At 41.3% G+C, this 22,202-nt stretch carries 20 protein-coding genes; 1 reads left to right on the forward strand and 19 read right to left on the reverse strand.

The window, feature by feature from the left end:
* The 18 genes from DXB91_RS00840 to pflB all read right to left on the reverse strand — a co-directional run bounded on the left by DXB91_RS00840 (position 1) and on the right by pflB (position 18,982).
* Entirely contained in the window at positions 1-402 is a 402-nt protein-coding gene (locus tag DXB91_RS00840) for a C-GCAxxG-C-C family protein (RefSeq protein WP_118016593.1), read from the reverse strand.
* Positions 403-662: 260 nt separating this feature from the next.
* On the reverse strand, positions 663-2,753 hold the full coding sequence (locus DXB91_RS00845) for an ABC transporter permease (RefSeq protein WP_118016594.1): 2,091 nt from the start codon (positions 2,751-2,753) through the stop codon (positions 663-665).
* A complete protein-coding gene (locus DXB91_RS00850) occupies positions 2,740-3,507 on the reverse strand; it encodes an ABC transporter ATP-binding protein (protein WP_055280061.1) in 768 nt (255 codons plus the stop codon). The genes DXB91_RS00845 and DXB91_RS00850 overlap by 14 nt, the downstream gene beginning before the upstream one ends.
* Positions 3,485-3,685: a hypothetical protein gene (locus tag DXB91_RS14015; protein ID WP_147343963.1), complete on the reverse strand. Its 201-nt coding sequence runs from the start codon at positions 3,683-3,685 to the stop codon at positions 3,485-3,487. Before DXB91_RS14015 ends, DXB91_RS00850 begins: the two co-directional genes overlap by 23 nt.
* 69 nt (positions 3,686-3,754) lie before the next feature.
* Positions 3,755-4,771: a sensor histidine kinase gene (locus tag DXB91_RS00855; RefSeq protein ID WP_118016595.1), complete on the reverse strand. Its 1,017-nt coding sequence runs from the start codon at positions 4,769-4,771 to the stop codon at positions 3,755-3,757.
* A 58-nt stretch (positions 4,772-4,829) separates the two neighbouring features.
* Complete coding sequence (locus tag DXB91_RS00860; RefSeq protein ID WP_118016596.1) at positions 4,830-5,492, reverse strand: response regulator transcription factor; 663 nt, start codon at positions 5,490-5,492, stop codon at positions 4,830-4,832.
* A gap of 17 nt (positions 5,493-5,509) precedes the next feature.
* Positions 5,510-6,727: a 2-hydroxyacyl-CoA dehydratase gene (locus DXB91_RS00865; RefSeq protein ID WP_118016597.1), complete on the reverse strand. Its 1,218-nt coding sequence runs from the start codon at positions 6,725-6,727 to the stop codon at positions 5,510-5,512.
* 141 nt (positions 6,728-6,868) lie between these two features.
* Positions 6,869-7,780: a hypothetical protein gene (locus tag DXB91_RS00870; RefSeq protein ID WP_118016598.1), complete on the reverse strand. Its 912-nt coding sequence runs from the start codon at positions 7,778-7,780 to the stop codon at positions 6,869-6,871.
* A 184-nt stretch (positions 7,781-7,964) separates the two neighbouring features.
* Positions 7,965-8,417, reverse strand: coding sequence for a GNAT family N-acetyltransferase (locus DXB91_RS00875; RefSeq protein WP_118016599.1), 453 nt, complete (start codon positions 8,415-8,417; stop codon positions 7,965-7,967).
* Positions 8,418-8,480: 63 nt separating this feature from the next.
* Positions 8,481-8,876, reverse strand: coding sequence for a hypothetical protein (locus DXB91_RS00880; RefSeq protein ID WP_118016600.1), 396 nt, complete (start codon positions 8,874-8,876; stop codon positions 8,481-8,483).
* Between the two features lie 31 nt (positions 8,877-8,907).
* Positions 8,908-9,390, reverse strand: coding sequence for a RhuM family protein (rhuM, locus tag DXB91_RS00885; protein ID WP_243003488.1), 483 nt, complete (start codon positions 9,388-9,390; stop codon positions 8,908-8,910).
* Between the two features lie 394 nt (positions 9,391-9,784).
* The gene (locus DXB91_RS00890) at positions 9,785-10,405 is read right to left on the reverse strand and encodes a DUF6796 family protein (RefSeq protein ID WP_147343964.1); all 621 of its coding nucleotides are present in this window, start codon (positions 10,403-10,405) and stop codon (positions 9,785-9,787) included.
* Positions 10,406-10,709: 304 nt separating this feature from the next.
* The gene (locus tag DXB91_RS00895) at positions 10,710-11,309 is read right to left on the reverse strand and encodes a TetR/AcrR family transcriptional regulator (RefSeq protein ID WP_118016602.1); all 600 of its coding nucleotides are present in this window, start codon (positions 11,307-11,309) and stop codon (positions 10,710-10,712) included.
* A gap of 23 nt (positions 11,310-11,332) precedes the next feature.
* Positions 11,333-13,570, reverse strand: coding sequence for an ABC transporter permease (locus tag DXB91_RS00900; protein WP_118016603.1), 2,238 nt, complete (start codon positions 13,568-13,570; stop codon positions 11,333-11,335).
* A gap of 1 nt (position 13,571) precedes the next feature.
* On the reverse strand, positions 13,572-14,270 hold the full coding sequence (locus DXB91_RS00905) for an ABC transporter ATP-binding protein (protein WP_118016604.1): 699 nt from the start codon (positions 14,268-14,270) through the stop codon (positions 13,572-13,574).
* A gap of 420 nt (positions 14,271-14,690) precedes the next feature.
* Complete coding sequence (locus DXB91_RS00910) at positions 14,691-15,338, reverse strand: DUF6796 family protein (RefSeq protein WP_118016605.1); 648 nt, start codon at positions 15,336-15,338, stop codon at positions 14,691-14,693.
* Between the two features lie 312 nt (positions 15,339-15,650).
* Positions 15,651-16,493 (reverse strand): radical SAM protein, encoded by an 843-nt coding sequence (locus DXB91_RS00915; protein ID WP_118016606.1) that lies wholly within the window; start codon positions 16,491-16,493, stop codon positions 15,651-15,653.
* A gap of 212 nt (positions 16,494-16,705) precedes the next feature.
* On the reverse strand, positions 16,706-18,982 hold the full coding sequence (gene pflB / locus DXB91_RS00920; protein WP_117548842.1) for a formate C-acetyltransferase: 2,277 nt from the start codon (positions 18,980-18,982) through the stop codon (positions 16,706-16,708).
* 402 nt (positions 18,983-19,384) lie between these two features.
* On the opposite strand from pflB, the gene DXB91_RS00925 reads away from it, so the two are divergent.
* Positions 19,385-20,080 (forward strand): Crp/Fnr family transcriptional regulator, encoded by a 696-nt coding sequence (locus DXB91_RS00925; protein WP_055222757.1) that lies wholly within the window; start codon positions 19,385-19,387, stop codon positions 20,078-20,080.
* Between the two features lie 110 nt (positions 20,081-20,190).
* Here the strand turns inward: DXB91_RS00925 and ftsH are convergent, their stop codons facing one another.
* The gene (gene ftsH, locus DXB91_RS00930; RefSeq protein WP_118016607.1) at positions 20,191-22,011 is read right to left on the reverse strand and encodes an ATP-dependent zinc metalloprotease FtsH; all 1,821 of its coding nucleotides are present in this window, start codon (positions 22,009-22,011) and stop codon (positions 20,191-20,193) included.
* Between the last annotated feature and the right edge of the window lie 191 nt (positions 22,012-22,202).

Below are 22,202 nucleotides of genomic sequence, written 5' to 3' on the forward strand. Positions count from 1 at the left end.
TCAACCTTCATTACTTTCTACCAGTTCATCTATCAGCTCTATGGCCTCCCTGATCATGCCGTCGCAGTGCACTTTCTTGATTCCGCCCTTTTGGGCATTTGCCTTTAACAGATCGGCACAATCGGTCATGCCGTTGTGGTTATCTGCTATCCTGCGCCTGAACTGATTTATCACGTATGGATTCTCAACGCCCAGAGCGCCAAGTACCATAAGTCCTCCTGTGATCGCACCGCATGTCAAGCCACACTTCATACCTCCACCGAAATTAGCACTGAGCTTTGCCGCCATATCTCCTGTTATTCCGAGCTCATCCGCGTAAGCCCGCAGAATGGTCTGCGCACAGTTATTGACCATCGGTGTCTCGTTTCTTATCTCCATAGCTTTTTCTACATGTTTGTTCATTATGACTTCCTCCAATCCATATACAAATAATCATTTGTTAACCATCAAATTTCCTTTTTATGTATCCCTTTGAGGAATTTCCCCATTACAACTCTATATAAAAAATGGCGGGGAGTCTCCCCGCCTAATTAGGTTGGACCTGGGTCTTACGACCAGCCCAAACAATGTGACATGTCACATTTATATCGTATGTTTATGATAACATAATTATGTTATTCATTCAATAAAAAGTGCAATTATTTTCAATAATAGTTATATCCTCACTCACTGATAATCTTCCTGCTGCACAGATACGTTATAAGGAAATATCCGCCATATATGATTACCACGATGGCAGCCGTGATTCCGATAGCACCTACAATATCATACGCTCCCATAGTATCAAGAATCTTCGTGCTGACCATCATTCCAAATACCGAATGGACTATGGCGAGAGCAAGTGGGAATACGAAGAATAGTCCCATCTGTGAGAAAAGGGCCTTGTTGATCATGTGCTGATCCACGCCAAGCTTTCTGAGCATCTTGTATCTCTCTATGTTGTCTGTACTCTCTGAGAGCTCTTTGAGTGCGAGGATGGCTGCACCGGATATGAGGAATATGAGTCCGATATACATACCTATAAATGATGCGATAGCTCCAACTCCCACGCTGGCTGCCTTAATACTATCTTTAGTGTTTACTGTGATAAGTCCGCAGGTCACATCCTTATTCGATACCTTATTTATAATCGTATCGCTATCCTGTATGGCATCTATGTCCTGATCGGCATACTTTCCGATGAAATACTCTTTCGCGAACTGTGCACCTTCAATGGCTGAATCCGGCACGATAAACACACCTGTGTTGAGGGGCTGAGTGGCAAGCTCTATATCACCATCTATACAATACGAGATAACCGGTTTAAGCTTGTTGCCATATACCTCTATCTCTTTTCCCTCCTGAAGTCTCTCGTCACGGATCTTAACGAATATTCTATAATTTGCCAGGATTGCATACTCGTCATCGGCAAGCTGGATCTCCGCTTTGTCATAAATCTTTGCCACCTTGTTGTAGTCAGACTGTGATATGATCTCCTCCGTTCCCTCAAATCTAGACAAAGCGTTTACATCTATTCCAAGAGAATCAATCAGAGCCTCATCTCCCAGATAGTTTCTGATTGTAAGTGTAGGACATGTATATGTGTGTACGTCAACGTAATCTGAGAAGTATGATCCAAGATCCACATTATTTTCACTATATACATCTTCTATGCTCTTTCCATCAGTCACCTCAAGTTTCTTCAAAAGATCATTTGTCTCGCTGTCATTACCCATCTCGTCCTCGTCATAATAGATTGAATCACTGCTCTGGGTTTTCGATATACTCACATCCGCTCTTGCGTACTTTGCAATGCCCTCATTTAAGGAATTCTTCACTGCAAGCGCTGATGAAAGCACACATATTGTCACAAAAAGCATCAGACAGATGACTGATATTGAAAGTACATTTGTATTTACACGGCTGCTCATCTGTCTGACGACAAATGAATTGAGTCCCTTATAGTACACATTCTTCATGGATGACACGATCCTGAAGAGCATTCCGGATACCGACCAGAAGAAGAGCACCGTTGCAACGCATCCGACCACGATCCACTTGTAGAGATCGTTCATGTACATGTCATTTATATCGGTAATCACCGCATGATAAGCATATCCAAGTGATACAACTGATATCAGGAACACGATAACTGATACCCACGGATTCTTGATCTTGACATTCTCAGATTTTCTTCCATTCTGGAAAAGGTCGATGAGCTTACATTTGCTGATGATAAATGTGTTGAAGATTATAACCACCACATATATGATTGCAAAATACAGACAGGTCTTGGCAAATGCGCTGCCAGAGAATACAAAGCTGTATGATGACATATCTGCATCGAACATGTTTGCAACAAGTACACTTGTGAGCTGTGAGATTCCTATTCCGGCAAGAAGTCCTACCACAAGTGATACAAGTCCGATGATAAGTGTTTCTATGAAAAGCATTGTGGACACCTTGCGTTTTCCCATTCCAAGGATGAGGTACAGACCAAATTCCTTATTACGTCTCTTCATCAGGAAACGGCTCGCATATATGATGAGAAAGCCAAGGACAAATGCTATGAATACACTGACTCCGGCGATCATCTTGCCCATGAGCTGTACAACCTCTCTTGTGTCTGCGGAGATCGTCAGCATGGCCGACTGTGTCTCTATGGCATTGAACACATAGAAGATTGCAACACCGAGTACCAGAGTGAAGAAATATATGGCATAGTCCTTTATACTCTTCTTCATATTTGATGCGGAAAGCTTAAAGAGCGTCATTCAGATCACCTCCAAGCAGTGTCACGACATCTATGATTTTATTGAAGAATTCTTTTCTGGTATCTCCTCCTCTTCTAAGCTCGTGGAACACCTTGCCATCCTTGATGAAAAGGATCCTGCCTGCATAGCTGGCTGTAAATGAATCGTGTGTTACCATGAGTATCGTTGTCATGAGATCCTCATTCAGATGCTTAAATCTCTCAAGCAACAGCTTTGCCGACTTGGAATCGAGTGCTCCTGTAGGCTCATCTGCAAGCACAAGCTTTGGGTCAGTGATGATGGCTCTTGCAGATGCGACTCTCTGCTTCTGACCGCCCGACATCTGGTACGGATACTTCTTCAGAACACTCTCGATCTCAAGCTCCTTTGCAACAGCTCTGACCTTCGCATCTATCTGCTTTGCAGGAACATTCTGTATGGAAAGTGCCAGTGCGACATTCTCATACGCTGTGAGTGTGTCAAGAAGATTGAAATCCTGAAATATAAATCCCAGTTCCTCTCTTCTGAACTCGTTAAGCTTATTGCCCTTGAGTGTTGTGATATCCTTGCCGCCCACATAGATGTGACCGCTGCTAACCTTATCTATAGTTGAAACGCAGTTAAGCAGTGTCGTCTTACCGCTTCCCGATGCACCCATGATAGCAACGAACTCTCCTGCCTCCACATCAAATGATATTCCATCTATGGCCTTTGTCATATTGGATTTGTTTCCATAATACTTCTCAATGTTGTCAATCTTTAATATTGTTTCCATTGAATTTCCCACTGGATTTTCCATAGAATTTTTCATTGAATTTTTCGTTGAATTTTTTGTTGGATTTTCCATTGAAATGCCTCCTCAAATGTTTGTTTATTACTGCTCTCACCATTGAACATATTTGCAGTTTACACATTTTGAAAGCAATTGTCCTTTTTTCATTATTACCTAACATTACAATTCTGTAACCTTGGGGACGCTCACCCGATCCGGTATCCCACTATCGAAAAACGCAATTTTTATATCATCCAATCTTGTATATATCATTATGTCCAAATACTATACTCACATCTGTGTATTCATCCACCTTTGACGTTATATTCAGCTTATGTCCCAGCTGCCTGCACAGATTGTCTATTATATAAAGACCCATACCTGTGGATTTCGCATGTTTCCGGCCATTTTCCCCGGTAAATGATTTCTTGCACACAAGTGGAATATCAGACTGTGGTATACCTATTCCATTGTCCTTTATGTGCAGAGCCTTGCCGTCACCCACTGCTTCAGCCCAGATCTCTATAGTCTTTTCCTGTCCCCGGTCTATATACTTGATGCTGTTGCTCACGATCTGATTTACCATAAACTCAAGCCACTTTGAATCCGTCACAACACATTCATCCACATCATGAACATTCAGCGATATATCACCATCAAGCAGCATATCCTTGTTCTTCAACGCCACTCTTCCGATGACACTCTTAAGATTTGTCTCAGCAAATCTGTAATCCGCCGCAGCATGCTCCGCCCTCACATAGTAGAGTACCTGATCCGCATACGCGTCGAGCCTTGCAACCTGTTCCTCGTATTTTCTCGGGATCACATCCCTGTTGTTGTGGCACATGAGCACCAGACTGGCTATCGGAAGCTTGATCTCGTGAACCCAAATCTCTATAAAGTCCTTGAAATCCTCCACGCTGTCCCTGTACTTTCTCACATTCTCAGTCATGGACTTGTTGATGTCGTACATAGCTGAATACACCAGCTTGCCCTCGTAGAAGTCAGGCTCGTCCAAAGTGTTAAGTATAAGATACTTCTGATCCAGTTCATCCAGATGTCCAATCAGACTATTGTAGAACTTATATTTTCTCAGATAATCGAAAGCGATAACCGAGACGACAAATATCACAGCCACGATAACGAACATAATCCTCATCTGTAACTGTGAGTGAAATGCCATCATGAGCAGATATGTGAATATCACAAATCCCGCATATCCCGCAATTATTCCAAGTTTATCCTTTATATACAAGCCAAATTTCATTTTACAAAATTACTCCAATCTTTTGTCGCTGTAAATGATATATAACCCCACTTACCCGTCATACAAGTCGGTATCCCTGCTTCTTCCTGGTCTCTATGGCATCATCATATCCAAGATCTGCCAGTTTTCCTCTGAGCCTGCTGATGTTCACCGTAAGTGCATTGTCATTTACAAATTCATCATTGTCCCAAAGGTCTGTCATAATCTCATCCCTGGACACTATCTTCTCACGGTTAGATAAAAGGAGCTGGAAAATGATCATCTCATTCTTGGTAAGCACAAGCTCCTGTCCATCTCTGCTGATTGTTCCCTTGCTGAAATTCACCTCGGCATCCCTGTATGATGCCGTGTTCTGGCTGCCCTCCATGCGCTTAAGCACCGCCGCTATCCTGAGCAGGAGTATCGTCGGATTGTACGGCTTGGTGATATAGTCATCCGCACCATAGCTCATGGATATGACCTCATCCATCTCGGAAGTCCTGCTTGTAACCATGATGATCGGCACATCAGATTCCTTTCGTATCTCCTTCACAAGGTTTCTGCCGTTTATCCCCGGAATATTGATGTCCATGAGCACCAGATTCGGCGCAGCCTTAAGTATATCGTCTTTTGTGTGTTCAAAGCTTGTGAGACTCAGTGCCTCATAGCCTTCCCCCTCAAGTATCTGCACAAGCTCCTGACAGATGCTCTCGTCATCTTCAACAACAAATATCTTTTTCATCTTTATTTCTCCATTTTCTATTTTCCGATTTTAAGTGGCATGTCCACCAGCATCCTCGCCCTGTTGTAGACATTTAACTTTGAACCACTGGAATCCACATCACAGCTCACTATCATGCCCTGCGGCAGCTTCTTCTGAAGTGAAGGATAAAGTCCTCTTCCGCAGGTGTGATTCGGCATGCAGCCAAATGGCTGGACAGCCAGAACCTTCCGGCAGTCGTGGAGAATATGTCCTGTTATCTCTGCGCCGATGAGCCAGCCGTCACCGGTCTTATACCCCCAGCTCACATATCCTTCCGCCTCACGTTTCATCGTGAAAAAATCCTCCATTGTATAGAAACCGTATTTTCTAAGCGCATCTATCATGGATTTCTGGATACTTCCAAAGAACTTAAGTCCTGCCTTATACAGCAGTGATTCAAATGTCATATCTTCTGTGAGGTGTGAATCCATATAATACATGGCATACCATGAAAGACCGTTAGTATGGCTCTCACATCCGTTCTCCTCAAGGAACTTTATCATATCCCAGTTTCCAAGATGACAATACTTTATATATAATTCTCCAACGATTCCCACACGCTGCTTTCTCTTGTCACTAAGCTTTATCTTTGCAAAGCTTTTAGCAATCCTCTCAAAATTTCTTTTCATATGTCCTATCGTTAAGTGTCTGCCCTGCTTTAGATCCTCAGATAGTGTCCTGACCCATTTCTCCCACAGTCGCTGTGCCTGCCCACATTTCACCTCATTTGGCCTGGTCTGGTTGAGCAGTAGCATGAGAATGTCCCCATAGAAAAGACCAAACAGTGCCCGCCATACCATATACGGATGCAGCTTCATCTGACAGTCCTTCTCAAGCCCCTTGACATTTAACGAAAGTATCTTTGTCTGGTTAAATCCGGCATTTATCACGGCCTGTCTTAGCACATGAAGATAATTTGCTCCTCTGCAGGCATCCCCCGCCGTCGGCATGAGCAGCCTGACCCTACCTACATCGTATTTTCCGGACTGTAATGCATCTATCATCTGTCCTGCATTTAACACTATCGGATAACACATGTCATTGTTCACATACTTTAACCCCACATCTGTGATACCATCCTCATTTTCCAGTATGACCGGATGATAATCCTTTGAATAAAACGCATACTTGATAAGCGGAAAATGCGCATCCAGCATGGCGGGTATCAGCAATATATACTTTTCGTTCCATGAATCTTCGTTGATCTTATACATATAATTTCCTCTGCTCAGTATTGAACTCCTCAATATAGAGCAGTATAACACAAAGATTCCCGAAACAATCTTATTAATTCTTGAACTATAAAAAGCACCAATGCTTTGTGGGCATTGGTGCCTATCTTCTCTGTATTCTTTTTACACTACCTCATTATCTTTTACCAGCTCCATGCTTATATTCTCTTTCAAATTCTCTCCAAGCCTGAATACTGGCAGGTAATCAATTGCCATTTGAACCTGAAACTCATTTAATTCAATTTCTACATTATGAATCCGTCCGCTTTGAGGAAGGCACACATGTATGACAGCATAATGTCTATATTCTTCTGAAGAATATATGCCATCTTCATACTTTTTTAAACGAACTACTTTCCTTGATATTCCCTCCACCAGCCGATAATCTATAGCATACACCTTCTTTTCTGTATATGCATGTATATGTGTCGTTCCAAACGCGAGTCCATTCTTTTTATAAACAACGAATCTGGCATTAACATATGACTTTTCTAATGCATCATAGTCAATATCTCTCTTTAACCATTTTCTGACTGGTGCACCAATATACAAGGAAAAATTAAAATAAAACAGTATACCAAATAATAATATTCCTGTAATTCCGAGGAAAAGTTTCTGCATCATCAAACAGACCGATCCAAACATAAGAAACGCCATAAAAAGCATCCAGATAACATACTCTCTTCTTCGAAATCTTGATAATAGATCTTTTTTCATATCTGGATACATAGCTTTCTCAAATGGATATTTGTTTTTATATGTAATATAGTTATGCTGCCACTCAGCAGTTTTGAAATAATTCCCACTGATTATATCTTCATTTTTATCTACAGAACTTCTATCTGCACTTTTTTCTTTGTGATAAGCATATATAAAATATGCTATCATTGCCGGACATGCCGTACATGCACATATTTTTCCAGGCATGTCTCCTCGTACAAAAAAGAAGAAAAGTCCTATCGCAACAATAACCAATATATATATCATCAATGTTAATGGTGTCATTTCCGGAACTTTACGCTGATTATCTTTCATATCTATTGATCTCCCCTAATTCCTCATACATCTTTATTCTGTTCCTTAAAGCAGTAATTCATCGCCCATTCGAAATGCTACTCAAATCTTCGTGGTACAAAAACTTATATTTGAAAGCTCTCTTGGATGTGCAAGTGTCAGGTACGTGTGATCTCCGTCTTATTATACATTATAAATCTATACGTCACAGCTTATATTGCATAAAGTTGCCATTATGAGTAAATCCATAAGCTGTATATAATTTCACTCCCATATTAGATGCCGTGATCTGAACCGTACCACAGCCATAATTCTTTGCCTCTTCGACAACTCTGTGCAGTAGTTCTTTTGCAATACCCTTACGCCTGTAAGCTGGATTTGTAAACATGCTGGACAGGAGTCCCATCTTCCCACTTGGGCATCCAAAGTATGGCGGCTTTTCTACAAATGACATTCCACTTGTACCTATGATTTTCCCTTCATCTTCAGCAATCCATGATACAAATGTTCCATCCTTCATGTGACGCATATAATAATCACGAAGTGCCGGTCTTAGATCAATATCCTCCTTGGCACCTTCTTCCCGTAACTGATTTATTCTCATTTCGATGAATATATCCAGATCTTTTTCTTTCAATTTTCTATATTTTATCCCCATCCCATATCTCCTTTATAATTTTAATATTTGTCTTTAACCCTTTTTGAAATACATGTTTTTCATTTATTCCTTTTCATCCATAAATGTAATCAGGAAATCAGATTTGCAGATATCTCTCATTACAAGAATTATATCAATGCTACTTCCCAAATCACAATACAAAATACGACTATCTTTCCTGTAATACTTTGCATACTTATCTATAGCGCCAGCAATTTTAGCATCAACCATCTTTTGAGTCATCCCCCAGTTACCTTTTTCATACAGTTCCTGCCAGCAGTTCCGATATAACCCATAACAACAATAATCCCATTCACACATACAGGAATTACAATGCTGCTTTAGCAGACTGTACAGTTTCTTTCTGGAAAAACGCTTGAACTGATAGTCTACATCGAACGTCTTGCTATATTGATCTTTTGCGTAATTTAAAATCTTATATCTTTCCTGTCGTTTCATCAGCTCACCAGCCCCCTAATATCACATTTATCTATAATGTCAGCAAATTCATGACCAGCTTGACCATTATATCTTTTTCTTCCGGATTTGACTCTGCGATCATGAGCGTGATTGCTACAAGCGCACCATCACTGATTCGTTTTTCCCCACCCTTATACAGATTTACAGCTCTGAGCACATCTGCCTCCTCGACATCCAACGTGCATGCCAGCATTTTTGTCTGGATATCAACGGTTTTCTGCAGAACCGCAAGACGCTTTTCATTGATTGCGTATCCCTGAATGATATACTGTTTCAGGGTTCTGTTAGCCCACCTTCTAAATGCAATACCACGTTTAGAGTTCACACGATATCCAACAGAAAGAATCATATCCAGATTATATATCTTTGGTTTTCTTCCTCCAGTACTTTTGTCGGAAAATCCGACAGAAGTTTCATCCAGCTCTCCAGAAGATAAAATATTAGAAATGTGCTCACTTATCGTGGCATATTTTACTTCAAATAACTCTTCCATCTGTTTCTGTGTCAACCAAACCGTCTACTGTTCAGGACTTATCTGAACTTCAACATTTACATCTCCATCTGAAAATAATACAATCTCATTCTCCATTCATAACCCTCTCATTTCAAAACCACACTCACTGTCACCCACATATTTTCACTATATACTATTTCTCATTATATCTTAACAAATCCATTTAAGCTATAACCTCATAATATAAAATGAACCCGCCAGCCCTGTAGTAGTTGCTGACGGATTCGTTCTTTTCTAATATTCTCATTTCCACATATCTTCAATCCCGGAAATGCAGGTGTTAGGTACATGCGAACCTATCAGGCATAGACAGACGCCCCATAGTTCTTTGTCTACCTCCTGCATTGTTAATTGCATTTGCCGAGCTATCAGTTCATATCAGGAACAGTAAGCCTGCAAACATAACAACTCCTATAACATTTGCTTTTGCCGGTAGCTTCGTTGGCATAATGACAATTGCCAGCGGCAGCAGATTGAATATGCACGCCCATGCCGGAAGTGATGTTGTTCCTGTCACAACTGCAATCAGAAAGCTGACAGCAAATACCAGCATTCCTGCATATCCCAGATACATAGTGTAGCATGTTGTCTTGAAGAAATCCCATACCGCACACAATGCCTCCTCTGTCAGATTTAATTTTACAAAAAACCATTCCACAAGACAGCAGAACAGATGATGCAGTGCCAGATTGATAAACATAACAAGAGTTGCAACAAACATTATCATATAATACGTTTCAGAAAACTGGCGCATCCAGTCACACAGAGCCAGATATCCGAAAATCTCAAGTGTCATGGCAACTACGCCGAGCGCCATGGCAAACGACAGATTTTTAAGCGGCATCCCCTTAAATGCAGTACTTGTTTTTTTATAATCCTTAAAACTGGCAAGATCCACTTTACCATTTGGTGCATATGTCAGTAAACAATCCGAGATTCCACAGAACACATGACCAACCAGTGCCATGATCATAAATATTTTCCATTGTAACATTGTTATTATCCCCCTTGTTATCTATTTTTTAATATCCCATAATTTTTCAATCAATCAATCATTCACTAGGATTTTCCTCTCTAAGATATGACTGCCCTGAATGTTAGTTTTTCCTAACCAGATTACCATATTTTTTTTCCAAAGTAAATAATTGCAGATAAATAACTGTTCATAAAAAAAACAGATGACTGAATTTTCAGCCACCTGTCAGATATTATCTACTTCTCAGATTAATATTGATTACCAAACATATGTTCGATTCACATTATCCTTTTTTCCTTTGGATAATGCTGTGCTAGCTTATTCACCTACTGTCAATTTTTCCGAAAATCTCATACAATATCAGATCTCTCATACGTTCCATCGTCTCTTCATAGACAGCCTGGTGAAGGATATCTCTTCCCTCCGCAGCAAGCACATATATCTTGATAAGATTTGCCACAAGTGGAATGTTCACATCTGGGCGGACGCCCTCCATAATCTGAAAAAAACGCTTTCCGATACCTGTCTCTTTATTAAGATCAGGTCTTGCCTGCTCCGGAAGCATCTCAAGTAGTCTCTGTTCATCCTCCGGTGTCAGACTTGGGAATACACTGTATCTGTCATCTATCATCATCTTCAGATACGTCCTCGCCTCAGCAGGTCCAGCCTTTTCTTTTCCATTAAGTGCAAGCTGCAAATATTCCGGAATCTTTCTCCGCCTGTATGCCATCACTTCATACACATACTGCTCCTTTGACTCAAAGAAATTGTAAAATGTACTTACACCGATTCCGGCAGCCTCAGTAATTTTGGCAACCGACATATGTGTCATCCCATATTCCTTCAGCAGATCAAATCCCGCATCCAGCATTTTTTCTCTGTACTCTGTCCGCTCTTCCTCTGTAAATACACGCTTTGCCATGTGGACCCCCTTAAGGTAAAATTCTACTCATTCCTATTATTTTCCTTCAAAGCCTCCACCATGTCAATCCTTGATATTTTTCTTTTCTGAAGAAACAGTGAAAGCTCATAAGTGATCCATGTAAGTACAAATCCAAGGACAATAGCTTTTACAGTCAGGACAGGAGCCAGGAGCATTCCATAATTTTCTATGGTGTCTGAATATCCAACCTTTACAAATGCATAAGCTGCCGGAATTCCTATCAGGAAACCTACGCATACAAGAATATGATTAACATTGAGCACTCTGTTTACTATCTCTTTTCTGCTAAATCCAAGAATCTTCATGACTGATATATTGGTCCCGGTCTCGGACACGATCATATTTATGACCAGATACAGAATAAATACTCCAAGCACTATTCCAAGTATCTCTATTCCTATAATGATAGCTTTCATCGGACCCATCAGGTTTTCCATTGTATCCGCAGATACTTTCATACTCGTCTCGCTGACCACCAGATTCTTGTCGAGCTCCAGCTTTTTATCACTTATGATACAGTTATAAGTTCCAGGATCAACACCTGCAAGTTTCGTTGCATTATCTCTGGATGTATACAGATAGCAATGGGTATTATCCGTCACCACGCCGCTTATCTTAACCCTGTGCTCCTTGAGATCGGCAATATTGTAAAATGTCAACTCATCCCCGGCATTTACCCCATAAGTTTCAGCAGCCGCACTTGTGAGATAACATTTGTCCAGATCCAGTTTCTCGCCTGTATCCGTCTTATCTGGAAAATACTTAGATCTTTCATCTATCCCCTGTGCAGACAGCTGAACAGTATTTCCCTCAATTTCATAATAATTCTGGAACAGAGCCTCGCCTTTATCCGGAGATCCATTTCCAAGAGTTTTTAATCTGTAAAGATATTCATATTTAACCGAGCTTGTGAGCCCGTCATGCATAAGAATGTCGAGACTGTCTCTCATGATAAATCCGGCAAGAATACAAAAGGCTGCCACACATACACCGATGATCGTAACTACACTTCTGCCCGGGTGCCCTATGACACTTCTCACTCTCATCTTAAGCTGCGTTTTTGCATGACTGTTTCTCATTATACGGATTGCCCTGCTGTCCCTGCCTGTATTTCTGAGAAGGTCAACCGCAGACTTCCTGAGCAGCTTTGCAGCCTGCAGGGCTATCGCCAGGCAATATGCAAAAGATGGCAGAATAAGCGCAGCCAGTATGGACGCTGTATCATACCGCACTGTATAATCAATCGTCTCAAAATCGTATGCTATATAGAAATATGTTATAGCCTTTGTGACCGGGATGGATGCTATCGTTCCAAGTACACTTCCCACAATTCCCGGAATCAGACCGAATCGCATATAATGTCCTATGATCTGCTTTCTGGAAAATCCGAGGGAAATGAATGTGCCAAGAAGATACTGTTCATTTCTGATATTTCTCCCTAGCACCATCACGATAAGTGCCAGTACTATTATGAACATAACTGGCGCATACATAGTAGCAATTTTTGATACCTCGTCACCCTCATTTACAGGCATTGATATTCTCGTATTCGTGGTTGCCGCCAGATAACTTGCTATGACATACTCGTCATTCAGCTTTTCCCTGACTTCCTTCTCATTATCCCTGTTGTATTTTATCGAATAATATCCAGTCTCATCAGCTGATATCTTCTCATAATCATCATGTGTCACAACCATGACCGCAAATTTTGATTTTTCAACGTACCCCGACTGCTTTTCAAGCATATATATGTAATCTGCCTTTGTCGCAAATGCTGATACCTTATATGAATAATCGCCAAGGCTTACCTCATCGCCAACTTTAATTCCATGGAGATCTGCAAAATTCTGGGTTATGAGAGCCTCACCATTTTCAGGCATGCTGCCGTCCCGGACATTGCACAGATTGAGTTTTTCCGGCATATCAAATACCCTAACCGTGAGTCCGTCCACGTCTCCGCCACTAAACTTCAGATCCTTATATCTGCTATATTCCATGACCACATCATAATCACTTTCAAGAGTCTTCATGTCGTCCTCAGATATAGGATTATAAGTGACAAATTCAGCATCCTCAGTCTTATACTTCTCCACAAAATCATTTATAACCTTCTTCATGTTGTGACCTGTCGATAACGGCGCAATAATAAGTATCGATATGAGCACAGTAAGAATGGTGCTTATTATATAGAAGGATATATTTTTCTTTACGCTGCGCACAGCTCTTTTGTTGATCGTCATATTACAGCTCCATCTCCTCTACACTTTGTTTATTTTCATTTCTTACATTTGCCACTGCCTTGCCGTCCTTGATCCTTATAACACGATCCGCCATGCTTGCAATATTCTCATTGTGCGTAATTATCACAATGGTGGTTCCGTATGTATCGTTCATAGCCTGAATTCTTCGCAGCACATCTCTTGATGACTTTGAATCCAGCGCACCCGTGAGCTCATCACACAGAAGAAGATCCGGTTTCTTCACCATCGCCCTTGCGATAGCCACCCTCTGCTGCTGTCCACCGGAAAGCTCCTTTGGAAAATGCTTTTCATATTTTACAAGTCCCAATTCCTCCATGAGTTCATCTACTGGTAATGGCTCTTTTACAAGCTCAGCCGTCATCTCGATATTCTCTCTGGCTGTAAGGTCAGGTGTGAGGTTATATGACTGGAATATAAATCCAAGTCTGTCTCTCCTGTAAAGCTCAAGTTCTTTGGCAGACATCTTTTCCAGATCCACCCCATCCACCATAAGTGCTCCTTCCGTGGCCTTATCAAGTCCACCAAGAATATTTAAAAGTGTACTCTTACCACTTCCACTCGGTCCCAGGATTACTACTATCTCTCCTTTTTCCATACTGAAATCCGTATGGTCCAGGGCATACACTGTCGCCTCACCCTTTCCATATTTCTTTACAAGATTCTTTCCTTCAATATACATTCTGCATCCTCCATACTCATACTTTATGCGAATATTTTTTTATATTTCATTCGCATATATGTTAGTCTATGCTAACCAGGATGTCAATAGTATTTGCGAATATTTTTAAACTTTAATTCGCATATAATTTTCACTACGTTAAAAATATCTGATTATGAGAATACCTCTCTTCAAAATTCTCAGGTTATCATGTCAATTTATCGTGTCAATCGCCAAGTCTTGTACAGCCACCGATTACAACTCGCACTTCGCAAAAAAAAACAGGCTTACGTCGAGTAAACCTGCTTTAACCTTGCCATATAATCTTTTTCTTCTATCTGGCGGAGCGCCTTGACACACGCAGTGCCCATGTCGCCATCATCTGCATATTTCAATTCAATTGCTATACCTATACGTGATTATAGTATAGCGGATTGACTTTCAAAAAACAACAGCATTGGCTGCAATAATAAGCAGTACCGAAAGCAGCACAAATCCAAATCCGAGTGCTCCGATGATTCTGACACCACACTTCTTGAGTGGCATGAGAACTATAAGTGAACCTATAGGATTAAGGAAGGCGCACCACTTTGGAACAGGTAGTGCCCCGGTAAGGATTGCTGCTATCACTATAACCGCAATGCCGAACCAGAGCATTACGCCTGCCAGGTACATTGGCGGATTAAAAATCGGATCTATGACTTTGATAACCTCATTGCTTTCATCGTCAGGCATTTTCCTGCAGAGTTTCTGGTACAGGAGCGGTTTCAGACAGAACACAACATGACACATAAGACCTGTATAACACCCAATCAATGTTACTACCTTGAGAATACATGCAAGTGATGTATTCTCTTTTGAGATCAAATCAGCAAGGAGCCACATAACTATATATCCTCCAGGCTGTCCCAGAAACGAAAGCCAGAACGACACCCTAAATCTCTTTGAGGTCGCATCTGCCCACCACGGACATACACCAGCAAGCTTAATATTTTCACCTTGTTTCGGCATGACAAGCGGTACATCCGCAAAAGCAGCCAAAAATCCGCTTATTATTCCAAAGATTCCCCACGCTACATAACTATTCATAATTTTCCTCCTTACCTAAACTCAAGCCATACACAATTTGCCTTAGGCAAATGGCTGTAGCTATATCTCACGTATTCATAGAAAACCTAACACGTCCATCTTTTTCTATGCCAGATTGTTTCAGTTTCCTAATTCTTGTTTGTCTTCACTAACCATATTATAACACCCAAACAAAAAAATCTATTCCAAATATCCGTTTTTATTCCATTTCTAAAACAAAACCTGTGTACACAAAAAACAAGTGCATTTTAGCCGATTCATAATCTGATTATGTTTCGGCAAAATGCACTTGTTTGTCAAAATTATTATATTTTATTCCAGAATACCCTTTGCAAGCTTCTGCTCCTCATCTGTAGGAGGATCGATTCCCTCAAGCTTATATGGTATTCCAAGTCTCTCCCACTCAGTGATTCCGAGCTTGTGATATGGAAGTACCTCAACTTTATCGACAGTCTTGAGAGTATCTATGAACTCCTTTGTCTTCTTCAGATCATCCTCATCAGTTGTGATGGTTGGTACCAGTACGTGTCTGATCCACATATGCTTACCCTGATCTGACAGATACTGTGCAAGATCAAGTATATTTCTGTTGGAGAATCCTGTGAGATCTCTATGCTTGTCATCATTGATCTGCTTGATATCGAGCAGGAACAGATCTGTGAGGTTCATCAGCTCATTGAACTTGGAGAAGAATGGCTCCTCCCTTGTAAATGGATTGCCGGCTGTATCTATTGTTGTATGAATACCCTCAGCCTTTGCAAGCTTGAAAAACTCGATGAGGAAATCCATCTGAAGCAGCGCCTCACCACCGCTCACTGTTATACCACCGCCGTTTTTCCAATATGGCTTATAGCGGAGTGCCTGCTTTAACAGATCCTCAGGGGTCCTCGCCTCGATCTTGACGCCCTTATCCTTCAGCAGCTTTGTATTCTCTTCTATCTTCTTCTCAAGTTCTTCTCTCTCAGCATCGCTTGTTTCATCTGAGTAAAGCTTACTATAGTCTGTCACAAGATTCCATGTCTCTGGGTTGTGACAATATTTACATCTCATCTTGCAGCCCTGTAAAAAAACTACAAATCTTATGCCTGGACCATCTACTGCTCCAAAGCTCTCTGTCGAATGGACATATCCTAAAACCTGTTTCTTTTCAGACATATTTCACCTCTAAGTTCTTCCTATTCAAATACAACTCTCAATTAATGAAAGTAATTACAAACAAAACTACATGTCTATTATCTCTTATAAAAATGATATAAATACATATTCTTAAAAAAAGTCCCGGAGAGGTTATCCCCGGGACCATGGTTTTACTGTTATATCTGACAAAGCATCTATAACTTCACTGAAAATCCAGCGTCAGCTAAGAATTAAAGTGAGTCATGGAATGTTCTGTTGATAACATCGAGCTGCTGCTCACGTGTAAGTGATATGAACTTAACAGCATATCCTGATACACGGATTGTGAAGTTAGCGTACTCTGGCTTATCTGGATTCTCCATAGCATCAAGGAGCTTATCCTTACCAAATACGTTTACGTTCAGATGATGAGCGCCCTGATCGAAGTATCCATCCATTGCGCTTACAAGCTTTGTAGCTCTCTCTTCCTCATCATGTCCAAGTGCTGATGGGTTCATTGTCTGTGTATTTGAGATACCATCCAGTGACCACTCATAAGGAATCTTTGCAACAGAGTTAAGTGATGCAAGAAGTCCTGATGTCTCAGCGCCGTAGCTTGGGTTAGCACCTGGTGCAAATGGTGTCCAAGCACGTCTTCCATCTGGAAGGTTACCTGTGTACTTACCATAAACTACGTTAGATGTGATTGTAAGGATAGATGTTGTAGGCTCTGAATTACGATATGTGTGTCTCTTCTTGATGTCTGTAAGGAACTCATGAAGAAGCCATACACCGATGTTATCAGCTCTGTCGTCATCGTTACCATACTTAGGGAACTCGCCTTCGATCTCGAAGTCCTCAGCAAGTCCTGTTTCTGCGTTACGGATAACCTTAACCTTAGCGTACTTGATTGCTGACAGTGAGTCGATTACGTGTGAGAATCCAGCGATACCTGTTGCAAATGTACGACGTACATCTGTATCGATAAGTGCCATCTCAGCTGACTCATAGTAGTACTTGTCATGCATGTACTGGATGAGGTTAAGAATATTTACATAAAGTCCTGCTAACCAGTCAAGCATCTTCTTGTACTTAGCAAGTACTTCATCATAGTCAAGGTACTCTGATGTGATAGGTGAGTACTCTGGACCTACCTGCATTGGCTTACCAGTCTTCTTGTCAAGGAACTTCTCATCCTTACCACCATTGATAGCGTAAAGAAGACACTTAGCAAGGTTTGCACGAGCTCCGAAGAACTGCATCTCCTTACCAGTCTGTGTAGCTGATACACAGCAGCAGATTGAGTAATCATCGCCCCAGATTGGCTTCATTACATCATCGTTCTCATACTGGATTGAGCTTGTTCTTACAGAGATCTTAGCAGCATACTTCTTGAATGTATCCTGAAGAGCTGATGAGTAAAGAACTGTAAGGTTTGGCTCTGGAGCTGGTCCCATGTTCTCAAGTGTATGAAGGAATCTGTAATCGTTCTTTGTAACCATTGAACGTCCGTCAACACCGATACCACCAACCTCAAGAGTAGCCCATACAGGATCTCCTGAGAACAGCTCGTTGTATGACTTAATTCTTGCGAACTTAACCATACGAAGCTTCATTGTGAAATGATCGATAAGCTCCTGAGCCTCAGCCTCTGTAAGCTTACCAGCCTTAATATCTCTCTCAATATAGATATCAAGGAATGTAGATACACGTCCAACTGACATAGCTGCACCGTTCTGAGTCTTGATAGCTGCAAGGTATCCGAAGTATAACCACTGAACAGCCTCTTTAGCGTTTGAAGCTGGCTTTGAAATATCATATCCGTATGACTGAGCCATAACCTTCATCTCTTTGAGACGCTTGATCTGCTCTGAAAGCTCTTCTCTCTGACGGATAACATCATCAAACATGTTGCCATCGCCACAGTTAGCCTTATCCTCTTCCTTCCAAGCGATAAGCTGATCAATACCGTAAAGAGCAACTCTTCTGTAGTCACCTACGATACGTCCACGACCATATGTGTCAGGAAGTCCTGTTACGATATGTGTATGACGAGCTGCCATCATCTCTGGTGTGTAAGCATCAAATACTGCCTGGTTGTGTGTCTTGTGATACTCAGTGAAGATCTTGTGGAAGTTCTCGTTTGGAGTATATCCATACATCTGAAGAGCTTCCTCAGCCATCTTGATACCACCATAAGGCATAAATGCTCTCTTAAGTGGCTCATCTGTCTGAAGACCTACAATCTGCTCAAGATCCTTTGTCTCTGGATCAATGTAGCCTGGGCCATAAGATGTGATGCTTGATACAACATCAGCATCCTCCTTTAAAACTCCACCGTTATCTCTCTCAGCCTTCTGAAGTGCCTGAAGCTTATCCCAAAGCTTGTTAGTAGCATCTGTTGGGGCTGCAAGGAAACTCTCGTCTCCATCGTACTGTGTGTAGTTGTTCTGGATGAAGTCTCTTACATTACACTCTTCCTTCCAGAGTCTACCTGTGAATGATTCCCATTCCTGGTTCTGTAACATGATAAAATTTCTCCTTTCAGTGTTTTAATATGTGAAAATGTGACACACTATTTACTTATTATACAGAATAATCTTCTATAATTCAATAATGCTTATCACATTCCTTGCTTTTCATTTGTAAGTATATTATACTTTACTCATAAATTCGGTTGTTATAACCACGTAATAAAGATTTAAACAACTTTTTTTGAAAAAATTTGAGAAAATATATGAATAATATATATTGTGTATGGACAAGGGATAATTTATTACACATATACAATATACTGTGTTTTGAAAAAATATACATTCTATAGCTGAAAGCCTTATCGCACCCCCGCATCATGACACCTTGTCACTATAATATACTACGCTGCAGACTGCTGCTCTGCATAGAAATAAATAATAAGATGGAGGTTATGTATGAAACTTAAAATTCCTCAATATCAATTGTCTGAAGTACTCAACATGATGGCATTTAAAGGAATCTCGGAAGCCGATATCAAAACCATGATGGATCTCGGGATCCTGCGCGAACACTATTACAGATACAACTCCACTATATTCAAAGCCGGCGAAATAACCGAGGAGCTTGGAATAGTCATCAAAGGCCGGGTGATTGTTGAGAATGTTGACTACTGGGGCTCCAAAAGTATCCTGAGTTCAGCACTTCCTGGAAAGGTGTTCGGTGAAACATACGCCCTGTCCGGACACAAACTCATGATCGACGCAAGAGCAACAGAGCCTACTATCGTATTCCTGCTCAACGCACAGGATATCATGTCCGGCAAATACAACAGTTATCCGTGGCATCTGCAAATGCTGAAGAATCTTCTTCTCCTATCATCGAGAAGAAGTCTCACACTCTCTCTTCATATCTTCTATATAAAGCCAAAGAAGATACGTGAGCGTGTCAGCTATTATCTCTCAGGACTTGCCAGCTCTCTTGGAACAACTGAGTTCGATATCCCATTTAACAGGGAACAGTTTGCCGACTACCTGAATGTCGACAGAACCGCACTGTCAAAGGAGCTGTCCAACATGCAGAGTGAAGGACTTATAGAGTTCAAAAAGAATCATTTCAAACTGTTGGAGCTTGACCACGAGGAATTGACGTAATAAAATATCATATGAACCATAAGAAAAAAGGATGCTGCACTCTCTAGTGTGTAACATCCTTTTTCGTTTTTATATAATTTTGTTTTTATCCAAACACAACGTATCGTATGTCACGAATTAAGTATCTCCATAAATTCCTCGCCAGTAATCGTCTCCTTCTGATACAGATAATTGGAAAGCTCATCAAGCTTCGCTCTGTTCTCGAGGATAATGGTTGCCGCCTTCTCATGCTGCTTTCTTATAAGCTCCACAACCTTCTTGTCTATGAGTGTCTGCGTCTCTGCCGAGCACGAAAGTGATGAATCACCGCCAAGGTATTTGTTGGTCTCTACCTCCATGGCTACCATATCAAACTCTTTGCTCATTCCGTATTTGGTTATCATAGCTCTTGCAAGCTTTGTTGCCTGTTCTATGTCGTTGGATGCTCCGGTTGTGACAGATCCAAATACTATCTCCTCCGCAGCTCTTCCGCCTGTGAGTGTCGCTATCTTATTCTCAATCTCTTCCTTGGTCATAAGGTAATGGTTGCCCTCATCGACCTGCATGGTGTAACCAAGTGCTCCTGAAGTTCTCGGAACTATGGTTATCTTCTGGACAGGCGCTGAATCAGTCTGCTTGGCAGCTACAAGCGCATGTCCGATCTCATGGTATGACACAACAAGCTTCTCCTTGTCTGTAAGTATCGCATTCTTTCTCTGATAACCTGCTATTACGACCTCTATGCTCTCTTCCATATCGGCCTGTGTCACGAAACCTCTGCCGGCTCTGACAGCCCTGAGCGCTGCCTCATTTACTATATTTGCAAGCTCGGCGCCGGATGCTCCGGATGCCATTCTGGCTATCTTATTGAAGTCTACATTGTCTCCTATCTTGACCTTCTTGGCGTGAACCTTAAGTATATCCTCACGTCCCTTGAGATCAGGAAGTTCTACAGGTACTCGTCTGTCAAATCTTCCCGGTCTGAGCAGTGCAGGATCAAGTGAATCCGGTCTGTTGGTTGCTGCAAGGATGATGACACCATTGTTGCCTTCGAATCCATCCATCTCGGTGAGGAGCTGGTTAAGTGTCTGCTCTCGCTCATCATTGCCGCCTATCTGTCCATCTCTCTTCTTACCTATGGCATCTATCTCATCGATAAACACTATACATGGAGCCTTTTCCTTTGCCTGCTGGAACAAATCCCTTACCTTTGAAGCACCCATACCTACGAACATCTCAACGAACTCTGAACCGGACATTGAGAAGAAAGGTACATTCGCCTCTCCGGCTACAGCCTTGGCAAGCATGGTCTTACCTGTTCCCGGAGGACCCACAAGAAGAATACCCTTCGGCATGGAAGCGCCGATCTCCTTGTACTTTCCAGGATTGTGAAGATACTCAACTATCTCAGCCAGATTCTCCTTTGCCTCATCCTCTCCGGCGACATCTGTAAACTTTATTCCCTCTGTGGAATTAACATATATCTTCGCATTACTCTTGCCCATTCCGAACATCATGGAATTCTTGCCGCCCCCGGCATGCTTCATCATCTGATTGGCAAGCATTCTTCCAAATAATGTAAATATAAGTATCGGTATGATCCAACTGAGTATAAATCTGAGTATCGGCGATGTCTGCTTGATCTCCTGACCTGAGAACTTGGCACCCGACTTGTAAAGTCTCTCGGTTAAGTTCTCATCACTCACCATAGCTGTCTTGTACACCTTCTTGTCATCCTTGCCTGTGAAATAGATGACATTTGACTGGGTCTCAATATCTACCTCGTCGATCTTCTTGTCCTCTGTCATGGATATGAATGTACCGTAATCCACATCCTCTATACTTCTCTCAGTAAACCAGGGAACAACTATAATATTAAGAAGCATGATTACTGCGAGCACGATCAGATAATAAAATATCAGCGGCTTTTTTGGCTGTTTTATTTCCTTCATATAAAAATCCTCCTTGTGATATTTTTTAGGATATATATGTCTGACACAATACAAAAACGCCATTATCATATATATTATTCTAACCTTATATCACAAGGAGGATTTATTCAATTAATTATTTCTAAAATTTGTATAATTCTTTTAATAATCTTTCACTATTTTCTCATTGACACTAATCCTGTAATCAAGAC

This window comes from Coprococcus sp. OM06-34AC (genome assembly GCF_003462545.1).
Taxonomy (GTDB): Bacteria; Bacillota; Clostridia; order Lachnospirales; family Lachnospiraceae; genus Coprococcus; species Coprococcus aceti.

Bases quoted from the DNA above. Each gene is read 5' to 3' on its own strand.
- DXB91_RS00840 (WP_118016593.1), bottom strand. From the start codon at position 402: ATGAACAAACATGTAGAAAAAGCTATGGAGATAAGAAACGAGACACCG.
- DXB91_RS00845 (WP_118016594.1), bottom strand. From the start codon at position 2,753: ATGACGCTCTTTAAGCTTTCCGCATCAAATATGAAGAAGAGTATAAAG.
- DXB91_RS00850 (WP_055280061.1), bottom strand. From the start codon at position 3,507: ATGGAAACAATATTAAAGATTGACAACATTGAGAAGTATTATGGAAAC.
- DXB91_RS14015 (WP_147343963.1), bottom strand. From the start codon at position 3,685: ATGTTAGGTAATAATGAAAAAAGGACAATTGCTTTCAAAATGTGTAAA.
- DXB91_RS00855 (WP_118016595.1), bottom strand. From the start codon at position 4,771: ATGAAATTTGGCTTGTATATAAAGGATAAACTTGGAATAATTGCGGGA.
- DXB91_RS00860 (WP_118016596.1), bottom strand. From the start codon at position 5,492: ATGAAAAAGATATTTGTTGTTGAAGATGACGAGAGCATCTGTCAGGAG.
- DXB91_RS00865 (WP_118016597.1), bottom strand. From the start codon at position 6,727: ATGTATAAGATCAACGAAGATTCATGGAACGAAAAGTATATATTGCTG.
- DXB91_RS00870 (WP_118016598.1), bottom strand. From the start codon at position 7,780: ATGAAAGATAATCAGCGTAAAGTTCCGGAAATGACACCATTAACATTG.
- DXB91_RS00875 (WP_118016599.1), bottom strand. From the start codon at position 8,417: ATGGGGATAAAATATAGAAAATTGAAAGAAAAAGATCTGGATATATTC.
- DXB91_RS00880 (WP_118016600.1), bottom strand. From the start codon at position 8,876: ATGAAACGACAGGAAAGATATAAGATTTTAAATTACGCAAAAGATCAA.
- rhuM (WP_243003488.1), bottom strand. From the start codon at position 9,390: ATGGAAGAGTTATTTGAAGTAAAATATGCCACGATAAGTGAGCACATT.
- DXB91_RS00890 (WP_147343964.1), bottom strand. From the start codon at position 10,405: ATGTTACAATGGAAAATATTTATGATCATGGCACTGGTTGGTCATGTG.
- DXB91_RS00895 (WP_118016602.1), bottom strand. From the start codon at position 11,309: ATGGCAAAGCGTGTATTTACAGAGGAAGAGCGGACAGAGTACAGAGAA.
- DXB91_RS00900 (WP_118016603.1), bottom strand. From the start codon at position 13,570: ATGACGATCAACAAAAGAGCTGTGCGCAGCGTAAAGAAAAATATATCC.
- DXB91_RS00905 (WP_118016604.1), bottom strand. From the start codon at position 14,270: ATGTATATTGAAGGAAAGAATCTTGTAAAGAAATATGGAAAGGGTGAG.
- DXB91_RS00910 (WP_118016605.1), bottom strand. From the start codon at position 15,338: ATGAATAGTTATGTAGCGTGGGGAATCTTTGGAATAATAAGCGGATTT.
- DXB91_RS00915 (WP_118016606.1), bottom strand. From the start codon at position 16,493: ATGTCTGAAAAGAAACAGGTTTTAGGATATGTCCATTCGACAGAGAGC.
- pflB (WP_117548842.1), bottom strand. From the start codon at position 18,982: ATGTTACAGAACCAGGAATGGGAATCATTCACAGGTAGACTCTGGAAG.
- DXB91_RS00925 (WP_055222757.1), top strand. From the start codon at position 19,385: ATGAAACTTAAAATTCCTCAATATCAATTGTCTGAAGTACTCAACATG.
- ftsH (WP_118016607.1), bottom strand. From the start codon at position 22,011: ATGAAGGAAATAAAACAGCCAAAAAAGCCGCTGATATTTTATTATCTG.